The following is a 12,009-nucleotide window of genomic DNA, read 5'->3' as shown; positions in this document are numbered from 1 at the left end:
ATGAGCATGAACACGGTATCAACAACGATGACCCTGTAGGCCCCGTTTACACAGGGGAGAAATTCAACAGCCTGCTAAGGCGTCTTGCCGGCGGCCACCAGCTCGGCCAGAAGCTCAGCGAAAGGCCGGATGTCCCGGCCGACGCTCGCCGCCTCGAGCGCGGCCATGTAACGGGACCGTTGCGCCAGCGGAATGATGGCCCATGGATACCCGCCCGATGCCAGCATCGCATTCATGAGGAAGCGGCCCATGCGTCCATTGCCGTCGAAGTACGGATGGATGTTCACGAAGAAGAAGTGGCCGAGCACGACCCGCACCGAAGCTTCCGGCTCCTCGCGCAGGAGATCGAAGAAGGCGGGCATCAACGCCCGCACGGCTTCGCTGCGCGGCGGCACATGCATGGACTGGCGAATGAACACGGGCCCGCTGCGATAGCCCGCGAGATCCGCAGGCTTCAGGATGCCTGCCGCGACGCTGGGGCCGAACATCTCCCTGTACCAGGTGCCGTGGTCGGCTCGCGCGGCCTCCCCTGCGTTCAGCCCTTGCAGAATCCGGCCCAGCGTTTCCTTGATCTTCTGGAAGGCCTGCCAGTAGCCACGGGCCGCCAGTGCGTCCCGATGCGCGCGGTCTGCCGCGGTATCGGGGTTCCAGCTGCCGGAACGCACGCGCTCGATCAGTTCGGCGCTGACCCGGTAGCCCTCGATGGAGAGGGAGTTGTAGGCGTCGGCCACGTAGACGTCTTCCACCTGGCGCAGATACGCCGCGGCGTCGACGGGCAGGCCGGGCGCACGCGGAAAGCGCTCCAGCACGGGCCCGCGCATTTCTGCCCAGGACATGCGCAGCCGGTTGACGGAGGGAGATGTTTCCCGCTGTCCGATCGCGACCGACGGGCGGTCGTTGAAGGGATCGGTTTCGTTGACGGTGTAGCCAGCCGTGCGCATCGTCGCGGTGATCGTCTCCGCAATCGGGTCGCGGCCGATGTTGCGGAAGGCGCCGGCGAGCCGTCCGGCGATGCTGCTGTGTCCCCCGTCGAGCAGGCGCGCCAGAACGTCGGAGGCATCGGCAATCATGGCGAGTGCTGCCCGCATCTCGACCGCGTGCGCCGCGAAGTGCCCGGGCGCGCAGGCCACCAGCGCCGTGGGCAGGCGCATGAGACGCAGGCCGTCCACCACCTCGATGTCTCGGGCAGCGGGAACTTCGAGGCGCAGGTCGAAGATCGACGTGTCGTGCAGCAGCCCGGTCGGCTTGTTGCCGCCGCGTGTCGCGCGCACGAGGAGCTGACGCGGCACGTCCCAGTTGCCGGTATGCAGCGCGACGGAATGCTCTGCGCCGAGGCACCAGTCCTCCCCGAACCGCTCCGTCAGGTAGGCTGCGCAGAAGGGCCAGAACGAGGCATACCAGTCGGTGCTCTCGCCGGCCGCGCCGTCAGGCCTGGCCGGGACATACCAGCCCTTCATCACTTCACGGATGAAGCCATTCCTGAGCAGGCGCTCCCGATGAACGCGCGTCAGGTCGGAGGCTCGAATGGCGACCGCCCGCGTGTCCTGTAGTGCCTTCAAGGCAGCGAGGGACTGGGCGAGCTTGTCTGCGGGCGTTGCCATTGTTAGGGAATTCTGCTTCGTGATAATTAGGTTTTATTGTTGCACGAATTCTAGGTTTTGATGTCAAGTAATTTTTAGGTTATTATGCTGCATTGCTCCCCTGGAGCAGCTTTGAAAACGCGCACAACTGTGTGCACACAGACAAGAGAGTGATCAATGGCTCACGGCCCATTCACTGATGAAGTCAGGCGCAGACGGACGTTTGCCATCATTTCCCACCCCGACGCCGGCAAGACCACGCTGACCGAGAAGCTGCTGCTGTTCTCGGGCGCGATCCAGATCGCCGGTTCGGTGAAGGCGCGCAAGGCCTCGCGCCACGCCACCTCCGACTGGATGGAAATCGAGAAGCAGCGCGGCATCTCGGTGGCCTCGTCGGTCATGCAGATGCTGTACCGCGACCACGTGATCAACCTGCTCGACACGCCCGGCCACAAGGACTTCTCCGAAGACACCTACCGCGTGCTCACGGCCGTCGACTCCGCGCTCATGGTGATCGACGCGGCCAACGGCGTGGAGGCGCAGACGCGGCGGCTGATCGAGGTCTGCCGCCAGCGCGACACGCCGATCATCACTTTCGTCAACAAGATGGACCGCGAGGTGCGCGAGCCGCTCGACATCCTCGACGAGGTGGAGCGCGAGCTCGGCATGCCCTGCGTGCCGATGACCTGGCCCGTGGGCCAGGGCAAGAGCTTCCGCGGCATCATGAACCTGCGCACGCAGGCGATGACGGTGTTCGAATCGGGCAGCGAGCGGCTGCCGCACGACTTCGAAACCATCCCTTTGAGTGAACGCGACACGCTCACCAAGCGCTTCGGCGCCGATTTCGAGTCGGCGATGGAAAGCATGGAGCTCGCCACCGGCGCCTCCCCCACCTGGGACCGCGAGGCTTTCCTGGCAGGCAAGCAGACACCGGTGTTCTTCGGCTCCGGCGTCAACAACTTCGGCGTGATGGAAGTGCTCGAGGCGCTGGTCGACCTCGCGCCCTCGCCGCAGTCGCGCACCAGCACCACGCTGGTCAACCGGCAGCCGGTCGTCAAGGAGATCCAGCCCGAGGACCGCGACTTCGCGGGCGTGGTCTTCAAGGTGCAGGCCAACATGGACGCCAACCACCGCGACCGCATCGCCTTCGTGCGCATGGCCTCGGGCAAGTACACGCCGGGCATGAAGCTCAAGGTGCAGCGCACCGCCAAGGAGCTGCGGCCGACCAGCGTCGTCACCTTCATGAGCCAGCGCCGCGAGGCGGTGGAAGAAGCCTACGCGGGCGACATCGTCGGCTTCACCACGCACGGCGGCGTGCAGCTCGGCGACACCATCACCGACGGCGCGTCGCTCCAGTTCACCGGCCTGCCGTTCTTCGCGCCCGAGCTCTTCATGACCGTGATCCTGAAGAACCCGCTGCGCACCAAGCAGCTGCAGCAGGGCCTGGCCCAGCTCGGCGAGGAAGGCGCGATCCAGGTGTTCCGCCCCGAGATCGGCGGACCGATGCTGCTCGGCGCCGTGGGCCAGCTGCAGTTCGAAGTGGTGCAGCACCGCCTGAAGGCCGAGTACGACGCCGACGTGCGGCTCGAAGGCTGCCAGTACACCGGCGCGCGCTGGATCACGGCCGACGCGCCGCCCGAGCTGCGCGAGTTCGTCAACGCGTACCCGCAGCGCATGGCGAAGGACGCGGCCGACACGCTGGCCTTCCTGTGCACCTCGCCCTACGACGTGCGGCTGGCGCAGGAGCGCTTTCCGAAGATCCACTTCCATCCGCTGCGCGAGCATGCGGGGTTGGCGCTGCAGAACGCCGGGTAGCCTGCTCTTTGTTCAGCTGCCGGTGGAAGCGTAGCGGCGCAGGCCCACGCGCCACGCGCCGAACGCCGCCGCAAGGAACACGAAGCCCGCGAGCGGCGAGACCCAGCCCAGCCACGGCGGCGCGCCGAGCGGATCGGGCTTGCCGAGGATCGCGAGCACCGGGTAGTAGGCGACGCAGGCCAGCGGCACGATGAAGGTCAGCACGCGGCGGAACCACTGCGCATAGAGCGCCAACGGATATTGCGCCGCCTGCACACCGCCATAGGTCAGCACGTTGGCGAGCTCCAGGCTTTCGACGGTCCAGAACGACAGCGTGCCCTGCAGCACGAGGATGCCGAGGAACAGCGCCACGCCGCCGGCCAGCGCAAACAGCGCCACCGCCACCGCATCGGGCGTCCAGCCGATGCCCGTCTGCGCGGTGCCGAGACCCAGCACCAGCACGCCCTGCAGCAGGCGTCCCAGGCGGCTGATGCGGAAGTCGTGGCCCATCAGTTGCAGCACCAGCGGCCGCGGGCGCAGCAGCAGCCGGTCGAAGGCGCCGGTGCGCAAGAACTCGGTGCCCAGCACGTCGAAGCCGCGCCCCAGCGCATCGGCCACGGCGAACATGCAGTTGACCAAGCCGTAGAACACGGCGACTTCGCCGAGGGTCCAGCCCTGCACGTCGCCGAAGCGGTGGAACAGCGCCCAGACCGCGACCACCTCGATGCCGGTCGCGAGGAACTGCCCCAGCGTCAGCATCAGCGCCGACGCCGGATAGCGGGCCTGCCCGGCGAGCGAGGCGCGCACGAGGCGCAGGAAGAGCGCGGTCGATCCCATCGCTTCAACGCCCCTCAGCCGCCCTGCACTTCAAGGCTGCGCATCGTGCGGTGCATCGCCCGGTGGCCGATCGCGACCACCGCCGCGATCCAGAAGCACTGCAGGCCGAGCGCGGCCAACGCCTGCGGCCCTTGCACCATACCGAAATACAGCCGCGCGGGAATGTCGACGATGCCCGCAAAGGGCTGCAGCAGCAATGCCAGCTGCCACGCATCGGGCAGCAGCGCCAGCGGCAGCAGGTTGCCCGAGAACACGATGACCACCGGTGCCGCCAGCGCATTGATGCCGCGTTCGTTGAGCGCCGCCGCTGCCGCGATGTTGAGCAGCATCACCATCGACGTCGACAGCAGCAGCGCCAGCACCGCCGACGCGAGGAACGCGGCCGCGGCGGCCAGGCTCGCGGGCGGCTGCCAGGCCCAGTTGTCAAACCCGGCCAGAGGCAGCGCGACGGCCGCGAAGGCGGCCATCAGCGCCACGCGCGGCAGCACGCGCGCGGCGATCCAGCCAGCGCTGCGCGCGAACCACAGCGCCTAGGCATCGACCGGGCGCAACCGGTCATAGGCCACGGCGCCGGTGCGCACCGCCTGCGCCACTTCGGGGTCGCCGAGCCACGGCAGCAGCGCGAGCAGGCCCTGCGCGAGCCAGGTGTAGGTCACGGCCTGGGCCAGCGACATCGGCGAGCCTGCGACTGCCGCGCCGCCATAGAACGCAGCGAGCACCATCACCTTGATGCCGCCCCACCAGCACTGCGTGGCAAAGCCCGCGAGCGCGGCGGTGCGGTACTGCAGCATCTGCAGGAAGCGCGACGCAAAAGCGGCCGCGTAGGGACGCGCGCGGGTCCGGAGGTTCACGCTTCGGCCGCTCCGTGCATGGCATAGAAGCGCGCGATCACGGCCTCGATCGGCAGGCCCTCGAGGCGGATGTCTTCCACGGCATGCGCGGCCGCGATGCGCGAAATCAGCGCGGGCGCGGCGGTCTTGGCCGGATCGAAGTCGAGCACCAGCGTCTGGCCGTCGCGCGAATGCACCCGCGCGCCGTCCACTTGCGCGGGCAGTTCCGCACCTGGCGCGAAATCGACCACCAGGCGCCGCTCGGCCAGTACCTGCGCGCGCAGCGCCTCCACCGGGCTGTCGGCCAGCACGCGGCCATGGCCGATCACGATCACGCGCCGCGCCAGCGCCTCGATGTCGTGCATGTCGTGCATGTCGTGCGTGGTCAGGAGCACCGTGGTGCCGCGCTCGCGGTTGGCGCGGCGCACGAAGTCGCGCACCGCGAGCTTCGAGGGCGCGTCGAGGCCGATGGTGGGCTCGTCGAGGAACAGGATCTCGGGCTCGTGCAGCAGCGCCGCCGCGATCTCCGCGCGCATGCGCTGGCCGAGCGACAGCTGCCGCACCGGCTGGTCGAGCACGCGCTCGAGCTGCAGCAGTGCAACCAGTTCGTCGCGCGTGCGGCGGTAGCGCGCGGCGTCCACGCGGTAGATGTCGCGCAGCAGGTCGAAGCCGTCGCCCACGGGCAGGTCCCACCAGAGTTGGGTGCGCTGGCCGAACACCACGCCGATGCGCGCCACGTGGCGTTCGCGGTCGGCAAAAGGATCGCGCCCGTCGACCGTCACGCTGCCCCCGTCGGGCCGGAGGATGCCGGCGAGGATCTTGATGGTGGTCGACTTGCCCGCGCCGTTCGGTCCGATGAAGCCCAGCAGCTCTCCGCGCTCCAGCGAGAACGACACGCCCGAGAGCGCCTCGACCGTGCGGTACCGGCGCTGCACCAGCCCGCGCAACGCGCCCATCACGCCCGGGTCGCGCTCGGAGATGCGGTAGGTCTTGCGGAGTCGGTCGACGGCGATGTGGGACATGGAAGCAGGCGGCGCACCGCCCGATGGCGCTGCGGGGGCGGGATGCTACACCACGAAAGCGCCGTAGGATCACGGCTCCCCACCGATTCACCGCCATGCAACCGTCGCCTCCCCTGCCCCCTTCGCCCCATCACCTGCTGTCGCTCAGGCAGTGGCCGACCGCCGCGCGCGCCAACCTGATGGGCGTGTTCACCGACATCGACGACACGCTGACAACCGACGGTGCGATCACGCCCGACGCGCTGCAGGCGCTTGCCGACCTCAAGGCCGCCGGGCTGCACGTGGTGGCCATCACCGGCCGCCCCGTGGGCTGGAGCGAGCCCTTCGTCTCGGCCTGGCCCGTGGATTCGATCGTGGCCGAGAACGGCGCGGTGGCGCTGCTGCCGCTTCCGGGCGGCAAGCTGCAGAAGCGCTACCAGCAGGACGCGGCGACCCGCGCCGCCAACTTCGCGCGCATGCAGGCCGTGCTCGCACGCATCGAGCGCGAGATCCCCGGCGCCCGGCGCGCCACCGACTCGGCCGGCCGCGAGACCGACATCGCCATCGACCACAGCGAGTTCGTGCAGCTCGGCGACGACACCATCGCGCAGGTGGTCGCCCTGATGCGCAGCGAAGGGATGCACGCCACCGTGAGCAGCATCCACGTCAATGGCTGGTACGGCGACAACGACAAGCTCGAGGGCGCCCGCTGGATCACGCGCGAGCTCTGGGGCCGCACGCTCGACGACGAGATCGACCGCTGGGCCTACGTGGGCGATTCGACGAACGACCAGCTGATGTTCCGCAGCTTCGCGCACAGCATCGGCGTGGCGAACGTGGCGCGCTTCGTGCCGCAGCTGGAGCACCTGCCGCGCTATGTGACGCAGGGCGAGAGGGGGGCGGGGTTTGCGGAGGCGGTGCGGGCGGTGCTGGCCGCGCGCAACCAGCCGCCCGTTTCCTCTTCCAATTGATCTTCGGTTTCAACCCGTCAGCAGTGCGATGTACCGCTGATAGCTGAATCTGCGGTTCGTCTTTTGGCCGGTCAGCTCCGCCACGATGCCCAGATCTTCGAGCGTCTTCACGGCCGCAGTGGCCGTCGGAAAAGTGGTATCGAGCTTCTGGCGCACCCGCTCGATGGTGAAGCGCGGCATCAGGGGCAACAGCTCGAACAGACGGTACCCTCTCAGTCGCCGTCCGCAGGACCCCGTCTGCGCATGGATGAAAGCGTTCTTGAACGGCGGACCGGGGCACTAAAGCATTCTTTAATTGATCGGTCAGCCAGTAAAACGCCCCGCCGGAGCCGGCGCGACACCGAGGAAAAAGTCCTCAGGAATTTTCCCCAGCCTCAGTCTTCCACCAACGCCAGCACCCGCAGCGGACTCCCCGACCCGCCCTGGATCTTCAGCGGTGCCGACACGATCAGCGCGCCGGTCGGCGGCAGCTGGTCGAGGTTCCGGAGACATTGCAGCCCGTACTTGTTGGCGCCGTGCATCAGCGTGTGGCACGGATACGCGATCGGCCAGCCATAGGACTGGCCCGCATCGGTGTTGATGGTCTCGACGCCGAAGCCGTGCACCCGTCGCTCGCCGATCAGCCATTCGACAGCCTGCTGCGTGGGCCCCGGCGTGTGCGCGCCGTCCTCGCGCATATTGACGAAGGCCGCCGGGTCGCCGACGCGGCGGGACCAATCGGTGCGAAGAAGCACCCATGCGCCTTCGGGGATGTGGCCATGCCGCGATTCCCAGGCCTGCAGGAACGGGACATCGAGCAGCCAGTCGTCGTTCTGCGCCACCTCGGCGCTGGCGTCGATCACCACCGCGGGCGCGATGAAGGCGCCCGGCTCGATGGTGTCGACCGTGTTGTGCGGATGGTCCTTGCCGGTGATCCAGTGCGCGGGCGCATCAAAGTGGGTGCCGGTGTGCTCGCCGCACGAAAAGTTGTTCCAGTACCAGCCCGGTCCCGCCTCGTCGTAATGGGAGATACGCTCCATCTTGAAGCCTGCCACCTGGCCGAACTGCGGCGGCAGCTGCAGCGCGGGGAAATCCTCGCTCAGGGTGTGCGTGAGGTCGATGGTGCGGACCGAACGGTTGCCCATGGCCTGGGCGAGTTGCGTGAGAAGGCTCATCGAAGGATCCTTGGCAAGAACAGTGAACAAGAACAACAAATGGATCGCCTGACCGCCGCTTCAGGCGGAATCCGGCGCGCCTCGGCGCCGCCGCGCAGTCACCTCGAGCTCGACCTTCGCCTGCGCCACCGCGAGCGGGCAGCACACGGTGGTGTTGGCGGGACGGTTCGCGCCGAGCCGGCGGCGCAGCACCTGGCTGACGGCCACCACGTCGCCGCGGTCGGGCACGTAGACGCGCACGCGCAGCACGTCGCCGAGATCGGACTGCGCCTCGGCCAGCGCCGCTTCGATGGTGTCGAGTGCCAACTCGCATTGCGCTTCGGCCGAGTCCGGAAATTCGCCGCTCGCGAAGTCCTGCCCGATGGTGCCGGACACCATGATCCAGTCGCCGTCGACCACGGCGCGCGAATAGCCGGCGAGTTCCTCGTACGGCGATCCGCTCTGGATGAAACGGCGGCCGGTGCCGGGTTCGTCGATGCTTTTCATACCGGCTTGAATCCGGTCTCGCGGATCACGCGGCCCCAGTGCGCCGTGGCATCGACCACCCATTGCTGCACCTCGCGCGCGGGCGCGGCCATTACTTCGTTGCCCATGCGGGCCAGCTTCTCCTGCAGATCAGGCTGCGCGAGCACCGCCTTCACCGCGCCGTCGAACTGCAGCACGAATTCCTGCGGCAGCCCCTTCGGACCGAAGAAGGCCAGCCAGGGATTCTTGTCGACCCCCTTGAAGCCGAGCTCCAGAAAAGTGGGGATGTCCGGCGCGGTACGGCTGCGCTCAGTGCCGGAGCTGGCGAGGATGCGCACCTTGCCCGCGCGGTGGTGTTCGATCAGCTCGGTCATGGACGCGATGCCGATCGGCACCTGGCCGGCCAGCAGATCCTGCACCATCGGTGCGCCGCCCTTGTAAGGCACGGGGTTCACCGCCACGCCGAAGGAGCGGCCGACGATCTGGCCGATGAACTGCGGCACGCTGCCGGCAGCGGGGATGCCGTAGTTGGCCTCCTTCGGGTTGGCCTTCATCCAGGCGCCGAGTTCGGGCAGCGTCTTGACGCCGATGCGCGAGCTCACAGCGATCACGTTGTAGTAGGTGGCCACGCCGGCCATCGCGGTGAAGTCGGCCCCGGGGTCGTAGCCCGCCGCGGCGATGGTGAGCGGCACGATCACCTGGGTGTGGTCGATCGACAGCATGATCGTGCCACCGTCGGGCGGTGCCGCCTTCAGCAGCTGCGCCGCGATCTGTCCGCCAGCGCCGGGCCGGTTTTCGACGATGAAGAGCTGCCCGTCCATGGCCTTGCCAAGGCGCTCGATCAGCGCACGCGCCACCACGTCGGTGGCGCCGCCAGGCGAGAAGCCCACGAGCACGCGGATCGGTCCGCCCGGGCGCTTCGCACGCGCCGGCAGCGGCGCCGACAACCAGGGCGCCAGCAGGGTGGCCGCGAGGGCCGGACCGAATGTTCGTCGTTGCATGATGTCTTCTCCAGGGTTGTCAAAGAGGAGCGGCGGGAGGTGGCAAAGCCTGCAGCGCCATCAATTGCGCTTCGATCAGCAAGACCTCCACCTCGTGGCAGCGCACCAGCCGCAGCCAGCGTGCATCGTCCATGCCAGGTGTGCGCTCCGCGTGCAGGCCGATGTGGCAGGCGGTTCCGTTGGAGGTGGGCTCGACCGTGGCGCGGATGCGCGGGACCAGCGTGGCCGCCGAATCGCCGACGTGGTAGGTCACGCCGAAGCCCTGCGCATCGGCCACGGGCCGGACCCACGCGGGCTGCCCATCGAACAGCGAATGGCCGCGCACCACGCCGTCGCCGACCGGCTCCGCCTGCCAGCAGCCCAGCGCCCAGCGGCCGAGCCGCAGCCCGTCGGCGAGGTACGCCTGCGCGCGCCCTGCCGTCACGCTGCACCGTACCGACGCGCAATGGGCCGTGGTCGTCATCGGGTCAGCTGCGCCAGCGCGCGCAGTGCGCCGACCACTTCGTCGGCCGTGTTGTAGAAGTGCGGCGCGATGCGCACCACGTCGTTGCGCGCCGAGACCACGTAGCCGGCCTTCAGCATCTGCGCTTCGAGCGCGGCCGAGTTGCCGGGCACGCGAATGGCCGTGTTGGCGCCCTTCACGGCCGGCAGCGCCGGGCTCGCGACCGACAGCCCGAGCTGCGCGGCTTCCTCGAGCGCCACGGCCGAGAGCCCGGCCAGATAGGACTCGATGGCCGGAATGCCGATCTCGTTGAGCAACGCCATGCTCGCGCGCGCCACGCTGGCGCACATCATGGGCGGCGTGCCGGTGTTGAAGCGCGCCGCGCCGTCGGCAAAGTCGAGCCCCGCGGGATCGAAGGCGAACGGGTCCACGCGGCCGAACCAGCCCGTGACCGTCGGCGTGAGCTGCCGCGCGAGTGCGGGCCGCACGTAGAGAAAAGCGATGCCGGGAATGCCGAGCAGGTACTTCTGCGCACCGGCGGCGAGCACGTCGACGTCTTGCGCGCGGACATCGATGTCGATAGCTCCCGCCGACTGGTACGCATCCACGAACTGGATGGCGCCGGCGGCGCGCGCGGCGCGGCCGGTGGCGGCGATGTCGACGATCTGCCCGTCGTAGTAGCAGGCCTGCGATACCGAGACCAGCGCGGTCCGCGCATCGATCGCCTCGACGATCCGGTCGGCGGCGCGAGCCTCGCCGGCCTGCGCCTGCACGAGGCGCACCTGCGCGCCGCGCGGCTGCTGCGCGAGCCACACGTGGCACAGCGACGGAAAGTCCAGCGTGGTGGTCACAACGGTGTCGCGCCCCGGTTCAAAACGCAGCGTCGAAGCAATGCTCGAGGCCGCATCCGAGACGCTGCCGAGCACCGCCACGTCGTTCGCGTCCGCGCCGATCATCCGCGCGAACTCGGCGCGCGCCAGCGCCACCTGCTCCATCCAGTAGCCCCAGTCCGCGCCGCGGCGGACCCAGACATCGAGATAGTCGTCGATCGCCTGGCGCACCGGCAGGCTCAAGGCGCTCTGCGAGCAACTGGAGAGCTGGGCCGTGTGCGCCAGGATGGGAAAGAGCTTTCGGTAGGACGAGAATGGATGTTTCATGAATCTGCCTTGCATGACGACAAGGCGTTGGAGCGATGAACAAGACTGCCGACCCCGCCGGGTTTCCCTCTGCGTGGATCGAACTGCCGCATTTCTGCTGGGACGCGCTGCTGGCCACCGACGACGCGCCGGTCGTGCGCTTCGGCAAGGGCGAGACGCTGTTCTTCCAGGGCGACGCCGTGCGCCACGTCTACGTGGTGGAAGAAGGCCGCGTGCGGCTGGTGCTGTTGTCGGCCGCGGGGCATGAGAAGCACATGGCGATCGTGGGAACGCACGGCATGGTGGGCGAATGCAGTGCCTTCCTGGACGGCAGGCATTCGGTGACGGCCGTGGCCTCGTCGGACGTGGTGGCGCGCCAGGTCGGGCGAGCGCAGTTGCTCCAATGCATGGAACGCGACGCTGCCTGCCTGCGCCAGGTGCTGTGGCTGGCCAACGTCAAGCTGCGCATACTCGCCAACCAGAACCTGCTGCTGAGCCAGGCCACTGCCGCGCAGCGCGTGATCCATCACCTGGTGCAGCTTGCCGACACCTACGGCGAGCCGTCGACGGTCGGCACGGTGATCGGCATCGCCTTCACCCACCAGGAAATGGCCAACATCACCGGCCTGAGCCGCGTCATGGTCTCGAACGTGCTGATCCAGCTTCAGGAGCAGGGTCTGACCGACAGAATCAATGCGCATTGCGTCATCCGTGACATCGAGGGGCTGCGACGGCGCGCCACCTGATGTGATGGCGTGCGCGCGTCGAACTGCGGGCGAGTCTAGGAAGACCGCGCAG

General features: G+C 68.4%; 12 protein-coding genes and 1 pseudogene. 3 read left to right on the top strand and 10 right to left on the bottom strand.

The window, feature by feature from the left end; genetic code table 11:
* Window positions 1–74: 74 nt before the first annotated feature.
* Window positions 75–1,601 carry a Fic family protein gene (locus AC3A6R_RS22530; RefSeq protein WP_487862392.1) on the bottom strand — a complete coding sequence of 509 codons (1,527 nt, stop codon included), beginning with the start codon at window positions 1,599–1,601 and terminating at the stop codon, window positions 75–77.
* A gap of 156 nt (window positions 1,602–1,757) precedes the next feature.
* Between AC3A6R_RS22530 and AC3A6R_RS22525 the strand changes: the two genes are divergently transcribed.
* Complete coding sequence (locus AC3A6R_RS22525; RefSeq protein ID WP_487862391.1) at window positions 1,758–3,395, top strand: peptide chain release factor 3; 1,638 nt, start codon at window positions 1,758–1,760, stop codon at window positions 3,393–3,395.
* Window positions 3,396–3,407: 12 nt separating this feature from the next.
* On the opposite strand, the gene AC3A6R_RS22520 is transcribed toward AC3A6R_RS22525, so the two are convergent.
* The 3 genes and pseudogenes from AC3A6R_RS22520 to AC3A6R_RS22510 form a co-directional block, all read right to left on the bottom strand.
* Window positions 3,408–4,211 (bottom strand): ABC transporter permease, encoded by an 804-nt coding sequence (locus AC3A6R_RS22520; protein WP_487862390.1) that lies wholly within the window; start codon window positions 4,209–4,211, stop codon window positions 3,408–3,410.
* Between the two features lie 14 nt (window positions 4,212–4,225).
* A pseudogene (locus AC3A6R_RS22515) lies at window positions 4,226–5,002 on the bottom strand (ABC transporter permease).
* Between the two features lie 56 nt (window positions 5,003–5,058).
* Window positions 5,059–6,063, bottom strand: a complete 1,005-nt coding sequence (locus AC3A6R_RS22510; protein ID WP_487865631.1) for an ABC transporter ATP-binding protein — start codon at window positions 6,061–6,063, stop codon at window positions 5,059–5,061.
* Between the two features lie 95 nt (window positions 6,064–6,158).
* On the opposite strand from AC3A6R_RS22510, the gene AC3A6R_RS22505 reads away from it, so the two are divergent.
* Window positions 6,159–7,013: an HAD-IIB family hydrolase gene (locus AC3A6R_RS22505; protein ID WP_487862388.1), complete on the top strand. Its 855-nt coding sequence runs from the start codon at window positions 6,159–6,161 to the stop codon at window positions 7,011–7,013.
* A 9-nt stretch (window positions 7,014–7,022) separates the two neighbouring features.
* On the opposite strand, the gene AC3A6R_RS22500 is transcribed toward AC3A6R_RS22505, so the two are convergent.
* The 6 genes from AC3A6R_RS22500 to AC3A6R_RS22475 form a co-directional block, all read right to left on the bottom strand.
* Entirely contained in the window at window positions 7,023–7,193 is a 171-nt protein-coding gene (locus AC3A6R_RS22500) for a hypothetical protein (RefSeq protein ID WP_487862387.1), read from the bottom strand.
* Window positions 7,194–7,387: 194 nt separating this feature from the next.
* The gene (locus AC3A6R_RS22495; protein WP_487865630.1) at window positions 7,388–8,167 is read right to left on the bottom strand and encodes a cyclase family protein; all 780 of its coding nucleotides are present in this window, start codon (window positions 8,165–8,167) and stop codon (window positions 7,388–7,390) included.
* A 60-nt stretch (window positions 8,168–8,227) separates the two neighbouring features.
* Window positions 8,228–8,653, bottom strand: coding sequence for a RidA family protein (locus tag AC3A6R_RS22490; protein WP_487862385.1), 426 nt, complete (start codon window positions 8,651–8,653; stop codon window positions 8,228–8,230).
* Entirely contained in the window at window positions 8,650–9,633 is a 984-nt protein-coding gene (locus AC3A6R_RS22485) for a Bug family tripartite tricarboxylate transporter substrate binding protein (protein ID WP_487865629.1), read from the bottom strand. The genes AC3A6R_RS22490 and AC3A6R_RS22485 overlap by 4 nt, the downstream gene beginning before the upstream one ends.
* 19 nt (window positions 9,634–9,652) lie before the next feature.
* The gene (locus AC3A6R_RS22480; RefSeq protein ID WP_487862383.1) at window positions 9,653–10,096 is read right to left on the bottom strand and encodes a hypothetical protein; all 444 of its coding nucleotides are present in this window, start codon (window positions 10,094–10,096) and stop codon (window positions 9,653–9,655) included.
* Complete coding sequence (locus tag AC3A6R_RS22475) at window positions 10,093–11,232, bottom strand: aminotransferase class V-fold PLP-dependent enzyme (RefSeq protein WP_487862382.1); 1,140 nt, start codon at window positions 11,230–11,232, stop codon at window positions 10,093–10,095. The genes AC3A6R_RS22480 and AC3A6R_RS22475 overlap by 4 nt, the downstream gene beginning before the upstream one ends.
* Window positions 11,233–11,267: 35 nt before the next feature.
* On the opposite strand from AC3A6R_RS22475, the gene AC3A6R_RS22470 reads away from it, so the two are divergent.
* Complete coding sequence (locus tag AC3A6R_RS22470) at window positions 11,268–11,957, top strand: Crp/Fnr family transcriptional regulator (RefSeq protein WP_487862381.1); 690 nt, start codon at window positions 11,268–11,270, stop codon at window positions 11,955–11,957.
* The last annotated feature ends 52 nt before the right edge of the window (window positions 11,958–12,009 follow it).

It is taken from the genome of Variovorax sp. Soil_C_19 (assembly GCF_057657255.1).
The sequence above is the reverse complement of the archived record's forward strand: the minus strand, read 5'-3'. Positions and strand labels throughout refer to the sequence as shown.